Origin of the sequence: Candidatus Protochlamydia sp. R18 (assembly GCF_000648255.1) — a bacterium.
Lineage (GTDB): Bacteria > Chlamydiota > Chlamydiia > Chlamydiales > Parachlamydiaceae > Protochlamydia > Protochlamydia amoebophila.
In genome coordinates this window covers 1-23,925 of record NZ_BASL01000692.1, presented here as the reverse complement: position 1 = coordinate 23,925, position 23,925 = coordinate 1, and the positions used below count along the sequence as shown (strand labels likewise).

16 protein-coding genes and 1 pseudogene are annotated in these 23,925 nt (G+C 33.0%); 9 read left to right on the top strand and 8 right to left on the bottom strand.

What is annotated here, in order from left to right; translation table 11 throughout:
* Positions 1–26: 26 nt before the first annotated feature.
* A complete protein-coding gene (locus tag TY19_RS05600) occupies positions 27–1,469 on the bottom strand; it encodes an alpha/beta hydrolase (RefSeq protein WP_042280837.1) in 1,443 nt (480 codons plus the stop codon).
* A gap of 503 nt (positions 1,470–1,972) precedes the next feature.
* Between TY19_RS05600 and TY19_RS05595 the strand changes: the two genes are divergently transcribed.
* The 3 genes from TY19_RS05595 to TY19_RS05585 all read left to right on the top strand — a co-directional run bounded on the left by TY19_RS05595 (position 1,973) and on the right by TY19_RS05585 (position 7,646).
* Positions 1,973–4,546, top strand: coding sequence for an AAA family ATPase (locus tag TY19_RS05595; protein ID WP_042280836.1), 2,574 nt, complete (start codon positions 1,973–1,975; stop codon positions 4,544–4,546).
* A 462-nt stretch (positions 4,547–5,008) separates the two neighbouring features.
* Positions 5,009–5,989 carry a M4 family metallopeptidase gene (locus TY19_RS05590; RefSeq protein WP_042280835.1) on the top strand — a complete coding sequence of 327 codons (981 nt, stop codon included), beginning with the start codon at positions 5,009–5,011 and terminating at the stop codon, positions 5,987–5,989.
* 403 nt (positions 5,990–6,392) lie between these two features.
* Complete coding sequence (locus TY19_RS05585) at positions 6,393–7,646, top strand: hypothetical protein (protein ID WP_042280833.1); 1,254 nt, start codon at positions 6,393–6,395, stop codon at positions 7,644–7,646.
* Between the two features lie 730 nt (positions 7,647–8,376).
* Here the strand turns inward: TY19_RS05585 and TY19_RS05580 are convergent.
* The 4 genes from TY19_RS05580 to TY19_RS15245 all read right to left on the bottom strand — a co-directional run bounded on the left by TY19_RS05580 (position 8,377) and on the right by TY19_RS15245 (position 11,116).
* Positions 8,377–8,652: a type II toxin-antitoxin system YafQ family toxin gene (locus TY19_RS05580; RefSeq protein ID WP_042280830.1), complete on the bottom strand. Its 276-nt coding sequence runs from the start codon at positions 8,650–8,652 to the stop codon at positions 8,377–8,379.
* Positions 8,639–8,929: a hypothetical protein gene (locus TY19_RS05575; protein ID WP_042280827.1), complete on the bottom strand. Its 291-nt coding sequence runs from the start codon at positions 8,927–8,929 to the stop codon at positions 8,639–8,641. Before TY19_RS05575 ends, TY19_RS05580 begins: the two co-directional genes overlap by 14 nt.
* Positions 8,930–9,478: 549 nt before the next feature.
* The gene (locus TY19_RS05570) at positions 9,479–10,555 is read right to left on the bottom strand and encodes a hypothetical protein (RefSeq protein ID WP_042280825.1); all 1,077 of its coding nucleotides are present in this window, start codon (positions 10,553–10,555) and stop codon (positions 9,479–9,481) included.
* A 441-nt stretch (positions 10,556–10,996) separates the two neighbouring features.
* On the bottom strand, positions 10,997–11,116 hold the full coding sequence (locus TY19_RS15245; RefSeq protein WP_148300642.1) for a transposase: 120 nt from the start codon (positions 11,114–11,116) through the stop codon (positions 10,997–10,999).
* A 202-nt stretch (positions 11,117–11,318) separates the two neighbouring features.
* Here TY19_RS15245 and TY19_RS19570 point away from each other — a divergent pair, with 202 nt between their 5' ends.
* Entirely contained in the window at positions 11,319–12,779 is a 1,461-nt protein-coding gene (locus TY19_RS19570) for a M4 family metallopeptidase (RefSeq protein ID WP_042280823.1), read from the top strand.
* Positions 12,780–13,009: 230 nt separating this feature from the next.
* On the opposite strand, the gene TY19_RS05555 is transcribed toward TY19_RS19570, so the two are convergent.
* The gene (locus TY19_RS05555) at positions 13,010–16,408 is read right to left on the bottom strand and encodes a CHAT domain-containing protein (protein WP_042280821.1); all 3,399 of its coding nucleotides are present in this window, start codon (positions 16,406–16,408) and stop codon (positions 13,010–13,012) included.
* A 270-nt stretch (positions 16,409–16,678) separates the two neighbouring features.
* On the opposite strand from TY19_RS05555, the gene TY19_RS05550 reads away from it, so the two are divergent.
* Together TY19_RS05550 and TY19_RS11710 are read left to right on the top strand one after the other, a co-directional pair.
* On the top strand, positions 16,679–16,963 hold the full coding sequence (locus tag TY19_RS05550; RefSeq protein WP_042280818.1) for a hypothetical protein: 285 nt from the start codon (positions 16,679–16,681) through the stop codon (positions 16,961–16,963).
* 328 nt (positions 16,964–17,291) lie between these two features.
* Positions 17,292–19,271 carry a leucine-rich repeat domain-containing protein gene (locus tag TY19_RS11710; RefSeq protein WP_052354807.1) on the top strand — a complete coding sequence of 660 codons (1,980 nt, stop codon included), beginning with the start codon at positions 17,292–17,294 and terminating at the stop codon, positions 19,269–19,271.
* 814 nt (positions 19,272–20,085) lie between these two features.
* Here the strand turns inward: TY19_RS11710 and TY19_RS26820 are convergent.
* Positions 20,086–20,154: pseudogene (locus tag TY19_RS26820) on the bottom strand (transposase-like zinc-binding domain-containing protein); the annotation flags it as partial.
* 116 nt (positions 20,155–20,270) lie between these two features.
* Positions 20,271–21,482: an ATP-binding protein gene (locus tag TY19_RS05540; protein ID WP_042280816.1), complete on the bottom strand. Its 1,212-nt coding sequence runs from the start codon at positions 21,480–21,482 to the stop codon at positions 20,271–20,273.
* A 1,078-nt stretch (positions 21,483–22,560) separates the two neighbouring features.
* On the opposite strand from TY19_RS05540, the gene TY19_RS19565 reads away from it, so the two are divergent.
* The 3 genes from TY19_RS19565 (at position 22,561) to TY19_RS05525 (ending at position 23,908) form a co-directional block, all read left to right on the top strand.
* On the top strand, positions 22,561–22,716 hold the full coding sequence (locus TY19_RS19565; protein ID WP_226988487.1) for a hypothetical protein: 156 nt from the start codon (positions 22,561–22,563) through the stop codon (positions 22,714–22,716).
* 102 nt (positions 22,717–22,818) lie between these two features.
* Positions 22,819–23,124 carry a hypothetical protein gene (locus tag TY19_RS19560; protein ID WP_042280812.1) on the top strand — a complete coding sequence of 102 codons (306 nt, stop codon included), beginning with the start codon at positions 22,819–22,821 and terminating at the stop codon, positions 23,122–23,124.
* A gap of 343 nt (positions 23,125–23,467) precedes the next feature.
* On the top strand, positions 23,468–23,908 hold the full coding sequence (locus TY19_RS05525; protein WP_042280810.1) for a Rossmann-like fold-containing protein: 441 nt from the start codon (positions 23,468–23,470) through the stop codon (positions 23,906–23,908).
* Positions 23,909–23,925: the final 17 nt, after the last annotated feature.

The window sequence follows — 23,925 nt, the reverse complement described above, 5'->3', positions numbered from 1 at the left end:
TTGATTTTAGAGCTTACTTTTATGTGTTAATCTTTGGAACGTGCTTTTTTTCCTCCGAATTTAAAGGCAACAAATTTTTTAGAAAATCCTCCCGAAATGGTATTATTTTTCCCTTTAGAACAGACTATGGGAAGCTCCGAAGAGGATAATCCATCGAGAGTAAGAGAGAAAGAAGTACCTACTAGGCTGCTACCTTGTGCATCATCGTATATAAATTTAAAGACCTCTTGACTCTGAAAATAAGCACTGTGACCTTTCACAACGGAAGTGGTATTAATTAGGCAAACATTTTTTGCGATAGGTTTTTGCTGTATATTTTCACTGAGACGTCCAAGAGGTTGCGTAGAATCGATAACATGCAGCCATGGCAGGACTTTATCATTGCAGGAATAAAGCACATAGATGTTTTTAGCATTAGATAATGCCCGCTTCAAAGTGGTACATCCTTGACCATCACATTCAAAAATACTTTTTTCTTCAAGTGCTCCTCCAAGAAGGAAGAGTTTATCAATTTTTAGATCGATGCTTTGATTTAACGCGTGCATGGCAACTATTGTTCCCATGCTATGAGCTACAATGTCTACGCGTTCCGCTACTGATCGTATTGAATGCAATATCTCCGGTAGACGCTTTTCAGCTGCGTGCAATCCATTCTCTTTTGCTTGATTATATTGGTAAAATTTTGCGCAAGCAGGATATAAATAACCAATAACAGCGTCATATCTATTCCCAGCTTTATTGGCAACGTTTCGTAATGTTTTCAATGCATTCTCATATTTTACTGTGAATCCATGGATAAGAATTAAAATTTTACGTTTAGAAAATTTTTTAAGTTCAAAATCTTTGTATGTCAGTATGTTTTTTTCCAAGTAAATTGGAACAGTAGAAGAAATAAGTTCGACATTCACTATTTGGGTCTCAGTCGAAAATTCATGCTGATTGGTAAAGCTTTCACGATCGCTAATCAAATAAAGTTCTTTTTCAGAATCAAAGCTAGAACTAGAACTTTCGTCATTCGTTGAGACTTTTTGACTTATCAAATCAACTTTTTTCTTACTATTTAAACCAGGCGGATTTGTCTGCCATGTCTGCAATGTCTGCAGACCCTCCCCCAGTGTGGCAAAAAAATTTTCTATACAACGCTCTCGTTTTTCAGCAGCTGAATCTGGATAAAGTACGTTAATATACGAGCTAGAACTAGAACTTTCGTCATCAGAGCTAGAAATAGAACTTTCGTCATTCGTTGAGACTTTTTGACTTATCAAATCAACTTTTTTCTTACTATTTAAATCAGGTGGATTTGTCTGCCATGTCTGCAATGTCTGCAGACCCTCACCCAGTGTGGCTAAAAATTTATTTTTACTAAGCTCTCGTTTTTCAGCATCTGAATTTGGATAATGTGAGTTAATATCCGAATTTCCATTTCTAGGTCTAGTATCAAGCGTGGTATCTAAATTTCCACCAAACATTAAGGCCTCCTCTAACTTGTTATTATAAGCGTTTGTATACAACCTAATAATTTTTAAATATTAATTTAATATTTCAAATCTATTTTAATAAATTGTATAATTAAAATTTAACAAAATGATTATATTAAATCATTTATAATAAATCTATCAAAAAATTGTGCAATTAAATTTATTAAGTTTTCAGCAGAGTAAGTAAGGCACTATTAGAAAGCTTAGTCTGCCTCCAAAATTTAATTTTATTAATCCCATACTGTTTCAAACATTTGATTATACCCTCCAATATTGTCAAATAAATTTTATTACATAAATATTCTATTTTATGGCATATGTACTCTAATAAATAAAAACGCAGGATTGCGCGGCAAAACATTAATTTTAGTTTCTCTAATCATCTGAGGGATTAATCACAGGTGTATTGATGACTTCTTTTCAAAAATGATTATTTCACTGAATTTGAAAAGAAATATGATGAACAAATTTACTTAATTTATTTGAGGCTTAACATGAATTTAACTGATTCCTTTCTTCTTCTTTCTGAAGATAAATTCTCAAATCCGGGCTACTTGAGCGAATTAGAGGTCAGAGGCCAAAACCATCAAAATTTACCTGGTGGTTTCAGGTGGGAAGCCATTCCCATGTTTTCTGTGATCGCAGGTAAAAATGGGGTAGGAAAATCAAATCTTTTGCTAGCGATCTTATTTGGAAGTTTTAGCAATCAAGGTACGATTAAACTCTCGAGCAATAATTTTCAAATCTGCTCTTTAAAAAATACGGATGAGCTCAAATCATTAAGACAGGACACAGAAAATAAATCTAAAGTTAAATTGCAAGCAGAGTTAGAAAAGTCATTTCAAGACTTGAACGAATATGCAGTAAATAAATTGTTGCGAAAAGGATCAGACATTCCTTCTGCTCAACCATTGTTTGATGAAGTTATTGAATCCACTCTTCAAGTAATAAATAAAAAAGACTCCAATTCTTTTTCTAGCTTTGAACATGAATTAAAAAATCAATTTAATAAAAGAAATACGCCACATATTGCAGACTATAATTCAATTCAGCAAGTGGCCAAGCTGACGTTTAATAAATTGTTGGATAAGATGCTGAGCGAGGCAAGAGATAAAGAAGAGGCTGTTAAAAAAACTTTTGAGGAAATAAACAATTACTTAGCTAAATGCAAGTTTAAATATATTTTGTCTGAGACAAGCTTTGCCTGGAACGTTAATCATGGTGAATTCAAGGACGTTAATTTAACTTTTGCCAACAAAGCTCTTCAGATGAAATATTCGACGATTCCGTTAAGTAATATATCTTCAGGGGAAAGAATTGTACTTCTTATACTTCTTTGGCGATTCGATCAGCGTAATATTCAAAAAAAGAGTGTTATCTTATTAGACGAACCAGATGCGCATTTACATCCGAGCATGGTAAAAGAGGTCATTGATGTAATCAAAACCAAATTAGTTACAGAACTTGGAATCCAAGTAATTATGACAACCCATAATCCGACAACGGTTAGTTTTGTTCCCAAAAAATCTTTATTTATCCTAGAAAATGAACCACCTGATTTTAATCCCACCATCAAGCCTGTTGCAAATAAGAGACAAGCAATGAATATTTTAAGTGGCAATTTGGTTTATGTGAATGAGCCATTTGCAGTGGTGTTTGTTGAAGGAAATAAAGATAAACAGTTTTATTCAATTCTAGCGAAACGATTAAACGATACGCATATGGTAGAATCTCAAATGATTTTCAAGGTGCATGGTGCAGGAAAGCAGGATCATCTCTCCAGTTGTGGTGTCATCAAGTCACTTATTAAGAAAATAGTGGGGCAAAATAGCGAACCTTTATCCCCATTTGTTTTTGGCCTAATTGATGGTGATAACCATAATCATGTAAATGCTCCTAGAAATTTAAAAGCTTTAAAGCGCTACAGTATAGAAAACTATATTTTGGACCCTATCCACTTATTTTTATGCCTCAATTATATTCGTGAAAACTTTAGCACTGATTCTGTTCTGCAGCCCCATATAAAAGATTGTATGGAAAAATTTGAAGCTCTAGTTTCATCTTTACCATTGGCTGAGGAATCGATTGAAAACCAGATAAGTGATTCTAATTTTTGCCAACAAATCATTAATATTTTTTATAATCGTGTGCGAGAAGAATGTGAAAAAGCTTTTCCATGCAGAGAACAAAATTTTAAAGATTTAGCCGAGCTTATCCAAACTCAAATAGACGTATGTGAAGCAATTTTAGAAAATAAAGAACCATCCGGAAAATTAGTTGATACAATAAAAAGGATTGAAAAAAATCCTGGAAAAGCCATTCGCTTTTTTAAAGAATTCTTATTGGGATTACAAAAGGAATTTGAACAAACAATTGAAAAAACGAACTGCGATATATTTAACATCGCAGGAAATTTATGTTTTGATGAAAAAAATATAAACTTATTTGGAAAAAATCCAGACAAAGAAGCTGTTGTCGAAACATTGAAAAGTTTTTTTGAAGATCGAAAAGAAAGCGCTGATAAAAAATATGAAGGGGATTGGGTTAAATTAGTAAATTGTTTAAGGAAACGTGATACAATAATCATGAATAAATCAAATATAATTGATTTTGATAGTAAAGAGAGTGAGAATGTGCAACTCATTTTAAAAAATCAAATAATTAACGAGCATGAATTACAATATCCTAAATTTTTGCTTTATTTTAGAGGCCACAATTTGCAAACATGTTATGAAAAAATATTAAAAATTCCCCATGAACTTATCAATGATTTTGCTGGCATTTTGGACATGATGCAAAGCATTTTAATTCCGAACGATTTATTAGAAATTTATTATTCAATGAAAGAGATCGCTGAAGAAAAAGAGATAGAATCCAAAGCAGAAGAAAATTCAGGAACTATTTCTTTTTTTGCTAAAGTGAAAAATGATATTGCTAAAAATAAACAACGCAAGGAAGAAGAGTTAAAGCATAAACAAGCAGCAGAAGATAGAGAAAAAGAAGGCATAAATGAAGATTTCTTAGGAAGCCCTTTTTTTGGTTCAGTAGATGATTCTGAAGACACATAGGTTTTAATGAGAATATAAATAACCTGTTAGGAATTTTTAAGGCGCACAAACCCTTCGGCAAACAAGCTAGGCTTCAGTTTGATACAAAAAATCAAATTTGTTTAAGCCAAATTTTTGCCGGAAGGTCACGAAATTAGTTTATTTCGAGCTTATCAAAAAATTGGCAAGATTATATTTGCTGTTTATGAAAGTTTGGATAAATCATAAATAAAAATTTATTTTATTAAGTAACTATTAAAATAATAAAGGGGGTAATAAAAAACATTATATAAAATGTGGGGAATAAATATTTTTTAATCTTATTTATGTAAAAAAAATTTTACCAAATTTTAAAATAAAAATTATGCCATTTTATTTATAACTAATAATTGATGTTAATAACATAAAAAAAATTAAGACATAATATTTAATTAAAAATTAATTTATAAAATTTGTTTGTAAATATAATAGAGAGTAACAAATATGGAGCCTTCAAGTTTTTTCTCAAGACAAGACTATTATTCTTTTAGTCAAACTTATGCTCAATTAAATCCTGCAACTGAACAAATAGAATCTGACTATGCGATAGAATGGAGTTATCCTAATCCAGATATTAAAATTTTCTCCGTAATCAATGGCCAGGAAATTTGTACAAATAATCAATGTGAAACTTCAACAAATCCTATCGCCGCAGAGCTTTACAAAACTGTAGTTGAAGTTTACGCGTTTTTTGAGAGAGTTTTTAAGTTAAGGGGAATTGATGATCAGGGAACTGTTACTAATCTTCACATCAATTGGCAAGAACGAAATGCGGAATGGAGTTGCCCTAGCTTAAACATCAATGAAGTATGTTGGTTTACTTTTAACGATGCCTATGCAGTAACTAAAGAGATTGTTGCTCATGCATACTTTCATGCAATTTTGCACAATAAGCTTAATTATCGGGGAGAATCGGGTGCATTGGAGGAATCGTTGGCTGATGTCTTTGGAATCGCTTTTAAACACTGGCTGATTGACGAACAAATTTTAGAGGGCCCTAAAAATTGGTGGATGGGGAGCTTTCGCAATTTGTCCATTCCATCGTCTATGCAGCAATATCAAGAAGATCTTAATAAACAAGGTTTTCCTATATATAAAAAAGAAAATGATTATGGCTATGTGCATAAGAATAGTTGCATTCCAAACCATGCTTTTTATCTAGTGTGCCAATCAGAAGGTGGTAAAACGTGGGGAATCATTGCTCAAATCTGGTTCAAAGCTTCTCAAGATAGAACACTAGAAAGCAATGAAACTTTTGAAACCTTTGCTAATAGAACGATAGAAAAAGCTACAGAATTTGGAATGGATCGTATAGTTTTTCAAGCCTGGTTAGATGTAGGTGTTTTATCTACTGCCTCTGAAAACAATGAATATGACGAAGAAATTGAAGAAAATCAATTTCAGTCTCCCGAACACAGGCGATAGGTGTGTCGGCTCTTAAAAAAACATTGAGCTTTAATTTTTCTGATTTAAAAAGAAAAACTAAAGCTCAAAAGCTAAATTTCAGACAATAAAGATATTGCAAAATGGCTTGTAAGATCGAAAATTTATCTAATTGCTTTTTCAATTAAAAGAGTATTGTTCAGCATATTTAAATGTTTTTATGTGAATAGTATTGCTTATAAAATATATAAGAAGCATTTAATTATTCTAAATAACTTTTTATCGATATCAATTAAACGTATTTGGCCTGTTAATTCGCGCGATAGCTTTCTCTCTTATTTATCGCTTAAATCAAATTTGCGTTGCGATTATCTAAATATTAAATTAATAAATAGAGAACAGCACATTAAATTTAATTCCATTAATCCTTGATAAAAGAGAATATATGAATGCACTTACTAGCAGAGCTTCAGTTTTATCTATTGCCCCATATCCCATGCTTAGTTCATTAGAAAAAGAATGCGACGATATTCTAAAGCGCATTAAAGAGGTAGCCAAACAATTAGAATGCCTTGATCATCAAAAAGAACAGAGCTTGATTGACAGAAATATCTCTGAATTGCTTGCTATAGATATTACTTCGTATAGAAAGGATCCACGTAACTATCGTGTTTACCATGGACATCTGGCAGATTTAGCAGGAGTGGTTACCAATACCCCACCTTCTTGTGTTACAGATGAAGATGGTTCATTATCTTGTCAATTTGTAAAAGGAATCAATTTATCAGGATGGAATACAGCAGATTTTCTTCCTCTTCGCATTAGTTATCTTTTTTGGTTAACAATGAGCTTAGTTAATGAAGATATTTCCAAACGCAAATTACCTAAATTTTCTTATCCATCTATTAATACACCGCGTACCGAATTGACTCAACGCCTTGTAAAAGAAATTTGCGTAGAACTTCGCACTCTTCGAGTCGCCAACGAAGTAACAAAATTAGAAAACGATTATGAATCAGTCATTTCTGATGCTATTAAAAATGAAAAAGAAAACCCAGATGAATTATATTACCTCTTGAAAGATATCAAAAATGACTTTGAGCCTCATGCTAAATTAATGTTAAATGCTATCCAAAACCTTAAGCATGAAGAAGAGGTAAGCTATAGTTCAGGTTCTATAGATCATTGTGTTTATGTGAGTTTTAGACGTATGCAAGATAATGTTTTAATTCGCGTTGACAATGCAGGTTTATGGAGCGATGATACTGATTATCATCCTTTTATAAATATAAATGGAGTAAATTGTGTCTATCCCTCTTGTGTTGCTTTATTACCTCTTCAAGCAATTGAGAAAAATCCAAAGCCATTAAAGAAGTATTTATTAAAGATTCTGATTGCGTCTTTATTGCCTGAAGACAAAGCGAAAGATAAAATTTATAATGTGGACTTAATACAAGCTTATTCAAGTGTTCGAGTTAACTTACGTGCAGCAACGAAAAATTTACTAAAGCTGTCTAAAAAATTTACTCCTAGGGTTCAGCAAACAGTGGGTAATTGCGTAGTCGCTAGTCATAATATTGGTATGGAAATTAGAATAAATCAAAATTCTGAAAATCCTGAACAGGAACCTTACACTTGGATCAAAAGACAAGAAGCGCGCACAAGTGCTACTGCCGATCCACAAATCGGGATTATTTAAGGCGCCTTTTGATCTCTAAAATGCCTTATCCCCCTTCTCCTTATTAGAGAAGAGGGATATAAACTACCGTGAATTTAAATGCATAAAATAGGAAAAATACAAGCAACATATTTTAACTTAGGTTTCCTGAAATTTTTCCGTTAGCCTGAGGGGTGAAATAATTTAATTCCGCATTAATAAATTTCTTAATAATTTTTTCAAACTTTTTTTATTTATTTGCCTATTATATTTTTAATTTAATTGTTTTTTTTGAAAAACTAAAAATTTCTTTATAAAGTTTTCTATATTGTTAGATTAAACAAAATTTATATGAATATTGATTCAAGAGTGTTATAAGTACTTTTTTATTCACAGTTTAATGGTACTATATTTTTGGGACTATAGCCAATAATGCTTAATCGCGAAATCTTGATATTTCAGAAAATATTTGATGTAGACCATAGATTAAAGAAAAGGCATTACAAAATGCTGTGCGTTGATTTAGTGGAGTTGGTAAATATTCGATGCCTATCCATTTTGCTAATTGCTTGAATAATATCTTCATTAAATGGTAGACTACTTTAATAGAGAGAAATTGTAGACAATTAAATCAAACTTTTTGGCTCGATGTTCTCTTCCTTAAAATCCTTTGCAGCTTCGACTGGCAATCCCTTTCCATTTTTAATCCCTTATGTTTGATTTCTACTTCATTAAGCCAAATCTGCTTCTTATTCATTTTTATTTTTCTGTATTATTTAAACAAATTAGAATGGGAACCTATTCTTTCTAAAAACAAAATTCCTTTTTCTTCATCTATCCAATAAATCAGTAAAACGTCTGGTTTTATATGGCATTCTCTATTACCAACCCAATCACCAGATAAGGAGTGGTCACTGTATTTAGGATCAAGAGTTTGTTTTTTGAGCAGAGCAGTGACGACAGTATTAAGTTCGTCAATTATGTGTTGTTGGTGTTGAAATTTCTTTAAATCTTTTTTGAACTTAGTCGAGTTTTTAAGGTGAAGCATTCGGTTTCATCCCCATTGCTTTCCAAAAGTCTTCTAAGGAGTCGTGGCTTTCTATGTTTTCACCTCTTCTAGTTTCCCTTAAAACTTGCGCTGTCTCTTCATTAGGTTCATGGTTTTTGGTGCAATCATGACCGGCACATTTGGGCATCTCTTGTCTGGCAAAAGATAAAAAATATTCGCTAATAGTCATCTGCTTTTTTGCTGCCAGCATCTTAATATACATCTTCTCTTCTGGTGTACAATCTACGCTTAATCTAGCTTTATGAGTCTGTCCCATATGAACCTCCTTTTGTGATAATTTCATTATACACAAAATTGACTTTTGTGAAAATTCACTTAATTAATACCCTATTAAACTTAGTTTGACCTTATTCGGATTTCAAAATAAGATCATTTTGATAGTGAAATTAACTATCAACTCATCCATATCCTTGGTTTCTCGGCATGGGGGATAAAAAGAGAACTCTAGCTAAGCAACGCCTCGCTTTCTATTTTTGATTTCTTTACTTTTCTAAAGCTTATAATTCCTTTCAAAATTTTTAATAAAACAAATTAAAGTTTTTCAATATTTCAGTAAATATTATTTATAATTTAATTTTTATTTCGATTTATTATTTTCAATAAATTATTTATTTGATTGCCCGAAAGGGTTTTAAAATTTCTAAAAAAACGTTATGTTTATTTTCTCTCTCAATTTCTAGTTGCTTATAGTTTTTAGAAAATGGATAAAAAATATGAAGGAAGCATTGAAATAAAAAGAAAATATGTAGACCTTTTATTTATGATATAAACAAAAGATCTACTAATCTTAGTTATACAAGTTTAGCTAAGTTAAAAAATCAATTGAGTATTTAGTAAGAATAAAATTTTGATTATATAATTTAATAGCCCATTCAATAGGATAAGCCTTGTTCGATAAATAATAGGTCCCTATTGATACTGCCAATGTTCGATAAAATTCTTTTTCCCCATCATTTTTGTATGTTTTATTAATATGAGGGTTGGGACTAATCGCATAAGTAATTTCAGAATTTGCTATTCCTTTCTTGTAAATTGTAATCCACCTGTTGCCTTTTCCTTCGCCTACTTCTCTACAATGAAATGTAGCAAGTACTTTCCGTGAATTTTTTGGATCACAAATCCTTACATCTTCATTTATCCTTGGCTTCTCTTCTACATCTCCTGATCTTATGATTAAAGATGACCAATTTACAATTCTTGTTGCTAAATGCTCCATTTTGATATTTGAAAGAATATAATTAGCATTGCCGCTACCTTCATTCTGTGCCTGCACAAGTATTGCGTAAAATGCATTCATTGTTAGCCCTTCACCATTACCCTGGTGCATAGTATGGACATATCCATTCCGTAGAGACATTCTAGGAGCTCCAGATTCTCCAGGATCTGTTTGAGAAAAGGCAAAATTTCCAGGCGTAGCATAAAGTTTACTCTCAGAAGTAAAAAGCTTTACATATTTATTTAAAGCTAAACCTTCTGGTTTATGATACATTTGAATCGATTCCTCTACATGGATATCCGAATCTAAAGTGACTGGATTGAATCGGCCTCCTTCTACCCATAAGACAGCGAAATCTAGCCCACAATACCTAATTCCATCAAAAATAACTTTTCCCGCTCCAAAAGTTCCTCTGATCTCTCCTTCTTCTAAACAGTATTGACATGTCAGTAGGAGATCAGGAGCTATGGCAAAACAATTTCCTTGGAATGAACCCCAGCTTCCGTAAATAAGGTGGGTTGCACAATAAAGATTGTCTATAAAAGCTCTTCTGGTATCGTCTTGCATCGATTTGTATTCACCAACCGGCACTTCTTCTCTATCGAACTCATTAATGTTGGAGTAAGAAATGGAATAAGGTTGTAAGCCACCGGAAATCGGACACATATAAATATTCTCCTCAAAAAAATTTTATTTAATTTTAGATCATTACATTTAATGCTTAACTATTTTTTACTTTTTGATTACTAAATCATTTAAAGTTAAAATTTAAGATCCCTAAATTAAAAGAAAGATTTATGAAAGTAAATAGATATGACATTTCAAATTAAAATTAACATTTTAAAATTGAGATAATAATAGATGATCAAAATTTCAACATTATGGAATACCAACAATTTAAAGCGCATCTTTAAATCGATAGTTTTTCAGCATGCGTTAGCACAAAGTCGCTTAGCAATTGAGTTTACCACTTTTTTGACAGAAAACCCTTTAAAACCATAATGTCTAAAGCTTAATCAGCAACAAATGTTTTAAACTTATCGTCCAACTTCAAGTCTTCTTGATCGTTAAGCTTCAGAAAAATTCCATTCCACCTAATTTTGCTTTCTATTGATAATAAGAAGCTGCGTTGACCCCGTGCTTGCGACAAACTTCTGCAAGTGGTATTTCAGCGTCAACTTCTTTTAAGTTTCTAGTAATTGGTTCTTCTGGGAAATTTTTCTTCATGCTACTTTCCTTTTTTAAAGGATAGCATGATTTTCTGCTTTCTATTGGGCTTTTTTGCGGGGCAACATCAATTCTAAAATAGAATTTTTTTATTTTATTCTATCCAATAATTTAAACCTATTATATACACAAACATGAAATAAAACATTTAATTGATAAATATTTTTATTGTAGAAAACGCATTGTAAATAGGAAAAAAAATATGCACAATTCAAGCTTACGTCCTGCAGGGCAACGTTATCCTGTTTGTAAAACTTATGCTCCAGCAGACACTAGCCAAATAAAAACTAACTATGGAATACAATGGAATTATCCTGAGCCAGATATTAAGATTTACACAATACGTGGCGGGCGAGAAATTTGTAAAAATAATCAATGCGCAACTTCTGGTGATCCTGTCGCTGCAGAACTTTATAAAACTGTAAAGAAAGTTTACGAATTTTTTGAGAGCTTTTTTAATTTTAGTGGAATTGATGGTCAAGGAAAAATTGCTAAACTTTACATCAATTGGCAAGAACATAATGCTCAGTGGAGTTGCTCTAGCGAAACCATTAACGAAGTGTGTCAGTTTAAATTTAACAATACTTTTGCAGTTACAGAGGAAGTGGTCGCTCATGAATATTTTCACGCCATCATGAACGGAAGGCTCACTTACGAAGGGCAATCAGGTGCATTGAATGAATCTTTAGCAGATATATTTGGAATTGCTTTTAAACATTGGTCAATAGATAAAGAAATTTTAGAAAATGACAATAATTATCAGCTTAAACGACAAGAATTAAACGATCATAAGATTCAATTGCTCAAGCAACAAGAGTCAAATAACCATGAAATTCAAGAGTTAAATGATCATAAAAACCAATTGATTAGGCAACAGGAATCAAACAATCGCGAAATTCAGCAAATTAATCAAGAAGTTATAAACATTCGTAAAATTCGAACGACAAATAATCGTGAAATTCAAGAGTTAAATAAGCGTGGATTTCTGACGCTCGCACAACATGAGTCAAATAATCGTGAAACTCAACTTTTAAAGCGTAAAACTCAATTGTTAGAGCAACAAAAATTAAATAAACGCGAAGTTAAGCGAATTGATCGAGAAATGCTAAACATTTCTAAAATTCAAGATTTAAACGAGCATAAATTGCAACTGCTCAAGCCACAAGAGCTAGATAATAGTAAAATTTGGTTAATTACTGGACAAATTTTAGTGAATAGGAAAACATGGTGGGTTGGAAACCTTCGCGATCTATCTATTCCATCTACTATGGAGAGAAATTACAAACAAGATCTTGATGAAGATAAACAAGATTTGCCTAGATACGATGAAGAAAATGATTATGGCTATGTGCATGATAACAGCTGCATTCCAAGCCATGCTTTTTATTTAGCATGTCAATCAGGAGGTGGTAGAACGTGGGGAATCATTGCTCAAATTTGGTTTAGAGCTTCCCAAAATAGAACACTAGAAAACAATGAAACTTTTGAAACGTTCGCTCATAGAACTATAGAAGTAGCTAAAGAATTTGAAATGGCTGATATAGTTCATCAAGCCTGGTCAAGTGTGGGTGTTTTATCTACAATTTCTGATAATATTGTTTATGACGAAAAATCTGAAGAAGATCAATTTCAATCTCCTGAATATAAGCACGTTGGCTTTTAAAAATATTGAGCTTTAATTTCTTTGATTTAAAAAGAAGTCAAAGCTCAATAGCTAAAATTTAATACAGACTACTTATATTCGAAATTCTGACCAGAATTTAATACAAGGCATTTTTTTCTTCATTTCTTTTATAGTTTTCTATTGCTGACATTTCGCGCTTTAAGAATTAAATGATTTTAAAAATTGGCAGCCATATTCAGCATCAGGCTATTTTAAAACCTTTATCTAATTCATTCACTTAGTCCCGATAAGAAAAAAGCTCCCCATAGATGAGGTTTTTCTCGTTTTTGCTCAATGGCCATCAGCATGGCTTTTTGCAATGCTTGGGCTTTGTTTAATTTTTCCTCTCCAATACCCAAAAGGTGGCGATAAAAGGTGTCAACCATCTGAAGGGTTAGATCGCTGTCCGGTAGTCTCCAATAAGTTGCCACCGTTGACAGTGCTCCGGCTGCAAGAAAGGACCAGACGGGGCCGACGCTTCCTTCCCCGTGAAGCTTGCCTCTGCCAGAAAAACATGTACTCATGAAAACCAACTCCGAATGAAGTGTAAGCGCCGCAATTTCTTGTGCATGGAGATACCCTTGAGGATGGCTTTCATCGGGAGCGAGCTTGAAAAGCCCTTCAAAAACAGAATGGGAATCGAGCTTTTCTTCCGGCTTTGTGCCTGTCGTTCCATGGCAGGCCAGATGAATCCAGCGTGCATCCCGCATTCCTTCTACAACGTGTTGAACAGTAGCACTGTCTTGTAAGAGAATTCTTTCTGGAGCTGTTTTAAGGAGAGGAGAGACAAGTTTTTGCGCTTCTTTTTCTGCAAATGGTAAAGAGTCTTTTGAATAGGGCGTTGTGGGATTTCCAATGACGAGAGAATTTTTTGAGAATTTTTTAGGAATTTCCTCTAATAATTTGAGTATTCCAATCGAAGGAGCAATGGAAATGGGATGTTTTTCAATCAAATAGGTTCCTTTTTTGTCTAAAAATGCGGCGAAGGGTATTTGAGCGAGATAGCCGTCGGGAATAATGGTCACCACTTGTTGGGGGTCTTTGGGAAGATAATCTTCAATTGGTGTAATAAGTATTTCATACCAATTCTTAAGACGCTTTTTAAAAGCTTGCGAATTTGAGAGATGAATATTTTCATCCGACTCTCCACGAGTTAGCTCCTCTAGAAAAGATGACAATGACATTTTAACAGTTCTTGTCTCAGCAATAAAAGGAAACGTTTGAAAAACGTAAGTCGCTTCTTCAAATTCTTCTGTCAAAATTCCTAAGGGCAGCTGCTGGCAGGTTATTTCGCCCTGCGGAGGAATAACCCAAATAGTGATGCTGTCCATATTTTCGGAAGCAAAAGAGTAAACAATAAAGCAAGTGCTCATCTTGTGAGCAAGGGCTTGCATGTTTTGAGATGTGAGTCCAGAAGAAAAAAAAGAGTTATTTTTCTGAAATTGGAATTTTTCTGTCAGAGCGGAAACTAAGGCACGCGAACGTCTAAAATCTGTGACCTGCAAAGCTTTTTCAGTTTTAACCTGTTGCAAGAAAAGAAATTCCAGACATAAAAGCGGTTTTACTTGTTCTTCAAAAAAAATAATTTGCCAATGGCGATGACTTTTAAGTTCTTGATGTAAGGCTGCGTAAATGCCAATGCTTTTTTGATAATGTTTCTTTGCTAGGCTAGCATCAGTCTTGCTATATAGTACGCCTAAATTATGATAGCCTATCGCTTCTTTGCGGCGATTTTGTAACTCCTGAGATAAACAAACGAATTTTTCAAAGCTTTGAATCGCTTTCTTCTCGTTTCCCAAATTTATGTAGCATAAACCTAAGCCATTAAAGCTGCTGCTTTTTATCTCTGTTTTATCGCTTATTTCAACGGCTTCTTTGTAATATTTAACAGCCTCAGCAAACTTACCACAGCGGTAAAAAGCATGTCCCAAATTTATTAAAAGTTTGGCTCGCTTAAGGCGATCTTCTGTTATTTCTAATGCTTTAATATAGTAGTTTATGCTTTCAGAATCACTTTCCAAATAGTAAGATGTAGCACCGAGGTTCGTATATACTGGTCCTAAATATTCTGAAAAAGTTTTTAATTTTTCAGCGACACTTAAAGCTTGCGTGTGATAATCAAGTCCTTTTTCACGATCTTCAATAGTAGTATAGATTTTTCCAAGAGTTGTCAACGCCCCGAATTTACTATTTAATACTTGTGATTCATCTATTTGAACTGATGGATGTTGCGTTAGCTCTAAAATTTTTTCAGCATGAAAAATAGCTGTTTCATATTTGTCTAAATGATTAAATAATGTGGCTAAGTTTTCATGAATTTTTATTGCTTCTAGAAACTTGTCTGGTGGGAGAATATTCAATGCGTCGTGATAAGCCTCTTCAGCTGTCTGATAGCGTTGGGCTTTAGCTTGGGCGTGACCGATCCTAGTGTAGATGTGTGCTTGTTCGATTCTCTCTACTGTCAGGCTTAATGCATCTTGATAACATTGAATTGCCTCTTCATTCTTATCTAAGGAAAGATAAACCTCTGCAAGATCAACAAGAGTTCGGCTTTTAATTTTAGGATCTGTGAGTTTTTGCGCTATAGTTTGAGCTTCACTATAAAAAAGAAGCGCGCAATCATCTTGTCCTTGCATTGCATAAAAAGAGCCTATATTTTTTAAATAAATGAATACTTCATGAGACTCGTTTAGAACCTCCGCTATTTTTAATGCTTCTTTGCTGTGATAAATAGCACTTTGATACCGCTTAAGAGATTTGTTCCACGTTGCAAGATTTCCATGAATCATTCTAACTTTATTAAATAACTCTTTATTTTGTGACATCTCTGGGAATTCCTTTGTTAGAATTCCTAAAAGAACTTCTGCATAGGAGATAGCGCAAGGAAAATCACCTTGTTTTCCGTAAAACTCTGCCATGATTGCTAAAAACTCTAAAGGTAATTTTCTATTTTTATGAATGGCAGTTTTTTGCACCTTAATTTCTTTTGCGACAGTTTCAGGTAGTGGCTCAAAAAGCCTTAGGACGGAATTTTCTACGTTTTTTGGGATAAAAAATTCAATTTTTTTCTCGTTAGCTAATTGATAGAGGCTTTCTATCCATCCCTTCATATGGCTTAGAATGGAGCCTTTATTCTGGGCAAGTAGATTAGAACAGTGATTGCCAAATTCGAGATAGGGAAGCAACCACAGGTGCTCTAATATGCGTTGGTAAATTATGCAGATAGGAACCAGAAAATTAAATTGACCTGAAGTTAGCTTTGTTTCCAGGATTTCACTGACGATTCTTTCGAGATCAATTAATTCTTGGGCTTGTTCATGCTGAATATCATACAAAAATGTTTTAAAATCAAAAAGAGGTACTACCTCTTGTACTATCAAATTTTGTACGTCTTCCATTTCCAATATTAGCAGGCGACAAAAACATTCACGCTGGACACTAAAATCTTCTAATTGATTGACCTTTTCGATGAGCCATTTGGCACTGATGATGATATTTTCTTCCGTAACGAATTTTGTTTTATAGGCCTCAATTAAACCTTTTACATGATCTAATATGGAGAGTGTGGGCAAATTTTGGAAAATAAGAGAATTATATAACGTGCTAAACTGAATTGAATTTACATTCATAGCTAACCTCATCCAATGAATAAATTGTTAATAATATTTTGGTTTTACGAAGAGAAGTAGTCAAACTATAAATGGATCACAGATCCTAATGGGGGAGATTGTCATTTGGCTTGATAATGATTAACCAGGCTTTAAAGCTATAGAAAAGATTTGCTCTGTAATCAAAAGGCCGATGTTAAATTCTTGCTGAACCTTTTTTTCGTTTCTTTTTGTGAATGCAAGCGATAAGAGGTGGCCTCCTATTTATTGAATGGAAATAGGGGAACAAATTTGCTTCAAATATTTTTTTATTTGTCAGTATTCTTTAATAAAAAGAAAAGCATTGAGAGTGATAGAAAATCAGTAGCAAAAAAATTCACTCAGAAAACTCTTTTTCTAGCCATCCCGCTTTTCTCTTCCATATTCATTGCTCAGGCTATTCTCTTGTCTTGCTATCATAATTTTATAGTTTGCAAAAAACTAGAGGAAGTTAAAATAGGGATAAGTGCATTTAAAGAGGGTGAAAACACAACAAAGGAGGATTTAAGATGCAAAGAAAAAACGGTGGGAGTCTAAATTTTTTAGGATTAAATTAAGAAGACTGACCCAATTTTTATAGCGTTTAAAAAGAAAATGCCATTTTTAATCATTACTTTGCTTTTAAGATAATTTGATATGTAGATTTTGTAGGTATGGGAAGGGAAATTGCCATGCTAAAATGACTATCCAACTATTTTTCTAACTAAAACAGTCTCTAAAAATATAAAAATCCTTTTGCGTAGCCTTTTTGGCAATCTAAACTTAAAGCATTTTTAGATCAAAAGCTAAGGAGTTTATATTTGAATTTTATCGAATTATTAAAACATTTATAATTAATCGAAATTAATTCATTTGGAGAATCATTTTGAATATTTTTAATTCAGGATTTAGGCATAGTTATCTTGTCAATACAACGACTTTTTCTTACTCCCAATCTCAAGAAATTAGCGATCCTTCTAGAGATAAAGATAACTCCTTAAATAATTCTTTAGCTGCTATAGAAGAAGTTAGTCCACCAACAGCTCAACCTTCCGATCTTTCCTCATCATCTGAAGAAGTTCAACTAAGTTTTCAAGAGGGAACTTCTCTGATCATTTCTCATTCTCAACTAGTTTTGCTAAGGGACAAATCACACTACTTTAACAATTTGTGGTCGGGGCAATTTCAAGAAACCCTGCAACATCCTCTGGCTTTGACACAAAAAGAGTTTACGCTTTTGCTCAATTGCTTAACGAATCCTAAATTTGAAATTCCCTTGGAAGAGATCACTTCTGTTATCCAACTTGCCGATTATTATGAAGTGACAGAAGTAGTGAAACATTTAGAAGGACAGCTGATTGATGGATACAAATCCCAGAGATTTGAACCCTTTAACTCTATTGAAGAGAGCTTAGTCGAATTAAAAGAACTTTTAAATTTTGCACATCGCTGTCAATTAAATATTTTGAAAAATTATTTAGAATTCACTGTTGTGTGCGCATTTTTAAACCAGACTTCTCAGTTAACCGAATTTCAAAGAATTATAAATCACTTTTTAGATGAGATAGAAGCACTTAATTTTTCAGACAATGCCCATTTGACCGATGCTCATCTCTTAGTTTTAAAAAATTGTAAAAATTTAAAAGAGCTTCATTTTGAAGAGTGCCGTAATCTTACTGATGCTGGATTAGTGCATTTAGCACCCTTAGTAGCTTTGCAGCAACTAAATCTTAACTTTTGCGATAAACTCACCGATGCGGGATTAGCCCATTTGAGGCCCTTAGCAGCTTTACAGCATCTAAATTTGGGTAATTGTAGAAATCTCACTAATGCAGGATTAGCGCATTTGACACCTTTAACGGGTTTGCAGCATCTAAATCTTAACTTTTGCGATAAACTCACCGATGCAGGATTAGTTCATTTGAGACCCTTAACAGCTTTGCAGCATCTAGATTTAAGCGATTGTGAGAATCTAACCGATGCAGGATTAGTCCATTTGAAGCCCTTAGTGACCTTGCAGCATCTAAATCTAAGCTACTGTGAAAACCTCACCGATGCAGGATTAGCGCATTTGACACCCTTAACGGCTTTGCAGCATCTCGATTTAAGCGATTGCAATAATCTCACCGATGCAGGATTAGCGCATTTGACACCCTTAACGGCCTTGCAGTATCTAGATTTAAGCAATTGCAATAATCTCACCGACGCAGGATTAGTTCATTTGAAACTCTTAACGGCCTTGCAGCATCTAGATTTGGGGGGATGTAACAAAGTCACGGATGATGGATTAGCACATTTGACACCTTTAGTGGATTTGCAGTATCTAAGTCTAAGCCAATGTTGGAATCTCACCGATGCAGGATTAGGCCATTTGAAACTCTTAACGGCTTTGCAATATCTACGCCTAAGTCAATGCTGGAATCTCACTGATGCAGGATTAATCCATTTGAGGCCCTTAGTGGCTTTACAGCATCTAAATCTAAGCTACTGTAAAAATTTCACCAATGCAGGATTATCGCATTTAACACCTTTAATGGCTCTACAACATTTAGATCTAAACTACTGTGAGAATCTCACTGGTGATGGATTAGCCCATTTGAGATCCTTAACGACTTTGCAGCATCTAAGTCTAAGCCAGTGCTGGAATCTTACTGATGCTGGATTAGTTCATTTGGAACTCTTAACGGCTTTGCAGCATCTAGACCTAAGTTACTGCGGAAATCTCACCGATGTGGGATTAGTGCATTTAACATCCTCAATGGCTTTGCAGCATCTAGATCTGAGGGGATGTGACAGAATCACGGATGTTGGATTAGCTCTTTTTGAAATTTTTGCAACTTCACTCAATCTAACAATTATTAAATAGAAAAACTTTCAATAAAAAGATGAGGTTTTAGGATAGCTTTGAATGAGGTCCATTTTATTTTTTAGCTGCCCTAAGTTATGGTTGGTTGATAAATTACGTACGGAATGTAATATATTCATTCTATCCAGATGGGCAAAAATGATAAAATTTAAATCTTTTTTGATTGCATTCTCATCAACATTTTTATACTGAGAGTTAGTTAAATATTGATTTAAAGCGTCTGTGGGAGAGGGTATCTAGCCTTTTAGACTGGAGGTTATTTAGCTAAATTTTAGTCTTGTTTATTGAAAGATTTTATGACTATTTGCGGAATTGATAACTATCGTAGCTTTTTTCCAAGTCGAAGGTTAGGTGCCTTTATATGCTTTGCAAGGAAAAAACTATAGAAATAAGATTAAAAAAAGAATGATTGTCTTAATCAAAAACTATTTGCTTTGATCAACAATCTTACCGAGCCCTACTATTCTTTTCTCTATCTAATCCAAATTTTTCATAAAAATTAAAATTATATGAGTTTTAATTTCTTTACTCATGCTTTCTTCAAAATGCGCTGAGTACAAGTTTAACTGATTAGGATTTGTAGATAAAAATTATTGCAATAATTATGAGATAAAATAGGTAGTCACATTTTAAGAGAAAATTTCGTTTTATCGATGGAGAGCTATAAAAATTAAGTAAAAATTGATAAAACTCAAATACAACTCTGTAGTTTTTGATCTAAAAGTGCCTTAAATTCACGAGATGATAGGATCAGTAAACAAAGGGGGTGTAAGGTTATTGATCATTTTCAATGATAGCCCGTTTTCTAAGAGGAATTTTGCTTTTCTTGTCTTGTAGCACCATTTTTTTTTACCAAATCTGATCCGCAGTGCGTACATTTCACTGCTCTTCTCTGTTCGAATTAGAACAATTACTCTATTCAATTAGATCAGTTTATTGGAATAGCCTTACCTATTTAGCACTATCCAAAATTTTTAAAACAAAAGATACTTAAGTTCGTTAGATTAATTGCGAAAGAAATGTTTTTGCAGGAACAATAATTGGTCGCGTCTCTTCAAAGCAATTACGATTGACCCAAGGGAGATCTATTACAACCTGAAAAGCATGTTTAGCTCCCGTTACTTGCTGAAAATAACTCAATGCTGGAGAGATTGCTTTATTACTAGATAATTTTACCTCAATAAGCAACCAAGGTTCATCGTTACGTGTCACTAAAAAATCAACTTCGCGTTGATCTTTATCTCGAATATAATATAAATCATAGCATCCAAACCCAGCATCAGTCCAAAACTGAATAGATTTTAGTAGATGAGATGCAACAAAATTTTCTGCTCGAGCTCCTAAATCTTCTATTTGTGCCCAATCCCATAGGTAGTATTTTGGTTCTTTAAGTAAAGATCTGGAAATATTCTTTGACCATGGTCGTATTTCAAAACAGTAATAAAGTGAACGAAGAGCTTCTATCCAATTACGGATCGTATGCCCGGTTACTCGGACTTTTTTTGCTAAGGATTCATAGCTTGTTTGCATTCCAACTTGGAATTTGAGCAAGTTCGCCAAGACTTCAAGTTGTTTTATCTCTTGAATTCGAGTAAGATCTCGAATATCTTCTTGAAAAAGCTGCTGAAAGCGCAGATTGCTCCAACGGTTAAAAAACCGCTTATTAGCCTTTATAAAAGGGTCGGGATAACCTCCATATTGCCATAGGGTATCAAAATTTGTTTCGGAAATTGCAATCGGATTTAATCGTACCTCTGTATTTGGAAATGTTTGATCTACAATTTCTCCCACAGATAAAGGATGGAATCGATAAAGAAAATAACGACCCATTAAGCTATCACCTCCCTTTTTATAAATATCGAGGCGAGCGCTACCGGTAACCAAAATAGATGCTCTATTAAAATAGCTATCATAGAAACCTTTAAGGAAATTCTTCCAATCCGAATATTTATGTATTTCATCGAATACAATGATTGGCTTACAATCCATTAAGCTTTCTAATCCAACTACTTCGACAATAGCTTTTGGACCTATCAGAATTTTCTCTCTATCATTTAAATTATCCCAAGAAAAATAAAAGAAATATTTATATTTTTTGCTCAATGAATTGCATGTTGTCGTCTTTCCAACTTGGCGAGGACCCATTAAAAATAACATTTGATGGTCTTCTTGTATATGCTCGATTATAGCTGCGTAATAAAGACGATTCATGCAAATATCCTTCATTGTATTCTGACATTTTAGTATAATAGTACGAAAAAGTCACGACTTTTTCGTACTATTATACTAATTAAATCCCCTTATATTCAAAATCCACAAAAGTACAAGTTATTTTTCTTTCAATATTTTACAGTTTTCTATCGTCCTAATTTCGCGTCTTAAGGATTAAATAATTTTTATAATTACCCAAGCGCAAGCCAATAAGGCAATTATTCTAATAGCGAATTATTCAATTCTTTCATGTTTCCATGATATTTTATCTAATTTTGGCAGGAATACTTAGGCGGATAGCGCCAAAGCCCCGATCAATTACTTGTATGATATTTTCTTTGGATCAGGCTTGTAATAAGTTTCCAAATTCTCAAAGATAAGAAGATTTCAAAAACTTAGAAATTTTGTATTTCGGGTCATTGAGTAGTTTTTTGTTAAAGAAATTCCATAGAAAGTGAGCACTATTTAAAAATTGATGGGTTATTTGTTCTGTTTTTCTTTAGTCGAATTCATTTCGGAAGATAGATATTTTCGTTCGTTAAGAATTAAGATATCTATAGCTACTTCTTGCGAATAATCTTGTAAATACCCTAGTTTTTTTGCCACAAAGTAAGCGTTATCCAAAATTTTTAATGCTTTATCTCTTTTCGCTTACATACAGTTTTAAGCATTTTTATTCTTATTAACTAAAAATTAAATACTTAAAAATACTTTGATTTTAACGTCTTCTGCAACAAACAGGAGAATTTTGTGATTTATACCATCAATGAAACCGTTGAACAGGTGGGAAAAAATTGCCATAAGGCAATATTATTCTCAATGAGTGGTACGCTCATCTTCGCAATGGAAAAGGTAAAATTCAAATCAATACTGCTTTAATCTTAGCTGACATTGTTTTATCCCCCCTTATGATATTAAAACGAGCAAAATGGTAGGTTATTGAAAAAAGTTCAAAAATGATCTTTTACAGTTGAATTATAAATATTTTAATAAAAAGTTCGGTTTTAGCGAAATACAAAGCCGAAATGCTTTGATTTTCTTAGAAAATAAAGGGCTTATTTTTCGAGGATTTCGCGCTATGAAAATAGGACCTGACTTGCTTAATAATGTTATGTATATAGGAATTTATCCAGAAAAGATTTCTTTTATTACTCAGCAGACTGATCAATCCTTATCATCTTCAATTTCAGAGATGCAAATTAATCCATTAACTCTACAAATTCCCTCCATTTAAACAAAATCTCCTCAATTTAAAACCAAAGAAAAAGATTGGTCTGTTAAATTTTCGAATGAACAAAAAAGCTTTTTGAATTATTTGCCAAATATTTAGCCTGAAATGGGTGATCCCATTGAAAAGAAGCGTGCAACCTGGTGGATCAAAAATTTTGGGATCGAGAAGATTAAAATAGCTCTTCAAATTTATTGGCAACAAGTAGAGAAAGCCAAGGCAAACTCAAAAATTTCTACGCCAATAAATTTGGAGGCGTATGTCAGACAAGCTTTGAATAACGGAACGCAACCTTGCAAAGATGCTGATAGAGAAAATAAAAGTATTGCTGAGCAATTTAAAAATGAAATGGGATGGACTGACTTAAGAATAACAGAGAAATATTGCCGAGCTGAAGAACTTGGCAAAGAGTGATATTATAGTTTGCCGGAAAGCCTTTTTGTAGAAAGCTTAAAGAGTACGTTTGCAAATTTTTTATAGCAATAATGAAAAGCAATATTTTGTGGCTCAATTTTTTTTTAATAAGCAAAATATTTACAAATCTTTTCTATTTTTCCATCAAATCTTATTTGAGGTTAAATTACACAGAAATAACCGCACAATCTATAAATAAAATTAAAAATGGATAAAAAAATAAGTTAATATTGGGAGTTTGCATTTTTATTTTAATCAGAAAATAAAGTTAAATGCTAAGTAGACTTTAATTTTTTTTGATAGGTTTTGTTTTCAGTAAAAAGTTTTATACAAGAGGGTTATCATGTTGAATGCAACAGCGAGCCAGTCTACAGGTTTACCAACGCAAATACCACATGTTTGTTCTGGAAATCATAAAAAAAGACTTTTGATAGGGGAAGGAAATTTTTCATTTGCTTTAGCTTTGATTAATAAACATGATAAGAAAAATGACCATTCACCTGAGAAATCATTGGCTCATTCCATTACTGCAACAGAATACAATAAGGAGATTAGTTGTTCTGATTGCGAGGCTTTGAGACTGTTTAAAGATAAGACTAAAAAGACATATACATGTGAAAATTGTAAATTAACCTTAAAGAGGATTGATGAATTTAAGGAGAAAGGAGCTATTGTTAGGCTGGGAATTGACGGAACGAAAATTCATGAAATAGAAGAATTAAAGAATACTAACCTGAATTTTGAATTTATCCCTTTGATAATAAATAAGAAGAATAAAATTTAAATGACAAAAGACCTCTG

Excerpts from the sequence above, each read along its gene's own strand:
- TY19_RS05600 (WP_042280837.1), bottom strand. The coding sequence starts at position 1,469 with ATGTTTGGTGGAAATTTAGATACCACGCTTGATACTAGACCTAGAAAT.
- TY19_RS05595 (WP_042280836.1), top strand. The coding sequence starts at position 1,973 with ATGAATTTAACTGATTCCTTTCTTCTTCTTTCTGAAGATAAATTCTCA.
- TY19_RS05590 (WP_042280835.1), top strand. The coding sequence starts at position 5,009 with ATGGAGCCTTCAAGTTTTTTCTCAAGACAAGACTATTATTCTTTTAGT.
- TY19_RS05585 (WP_042280833.1), top strand. The coding sequence starts at position 6,393 with ATGAATGCACTTACTAGCAGAGCTTCAGTTTTATCTATTGCCCCATAT.
- TY19_RS05580 (WP_042280830.1), bottom strand. The coding sequence starts at position 8,652 with ATGCTTCACCTTAAAAACTCGACTAAGTTCAAAAAAGATTTAAAGAAA.
- TY19_RS05575 (WP_042280827.1), bottom strand. The coding sequence starts at position 8,929 with ATGGGACAGACTCATAAAGCTAGATTAAGCGTAGATTGTACACCAGAA.
- TY19_RS05570 (WP_042280825.1), bottom strand. The coding sequence starts at position 10,555 with ATGTGTCCGATTTCCGGTGGCTTACAACCTTATTCCATTTCTTACTCC.
- TY19_RS15245 (WP_148300642.1), bottom strand. The coding sequence starts at position 11,116 with ATGAAGAAAAATTTCCCAGAAGAACCAATTACTAGAAACTTAAAAGAA.
- TY19_RS19570 (WP_042280823.1), top strand. The coding sequence starts at position 11,319 with ATGCACAATTCAAGCTTACGTCCTGCAGGGCAACGTTATCCTGTTTGT.
- TY19_RS05555 (WP_042280821.1), bottom strand. The coding sequence starts at position 16,408 with ATGAATGTAAATTCAATTCAGTTTAGCACGTTATATAATTCTCTTATT.
- TY19_RS05540 (WP_042280816.1), bottom strand. The coding sequence starts at position 21,482 with ATGAATCGTCTTTATTACGCAGCTATAATCGAGCATATACAAGAAGAC.
- TY19_RS19565 (WP_226988487.1), top strand. The coding sequence starts at position 22,561 with ATGAAAATAGGACCTGACTTGCTTAATAATGTTATGTATATAGGAATT.
- TY19_RS19560 (WP_042280812.1), top strand. The coding sequence starts at position 22,819 with ATGGGTGATCCCATTGAAAAGAAGCGTGCAACCTGGTGGATCAAAAAT.
- TY19_RS05525 (WP_042280810.1), top strand. The coding sequence starts at position 23,468 with ATGTTGAATGCAACAGCGAGCCAGTCTACAGGTTTACCAACGCAAATA.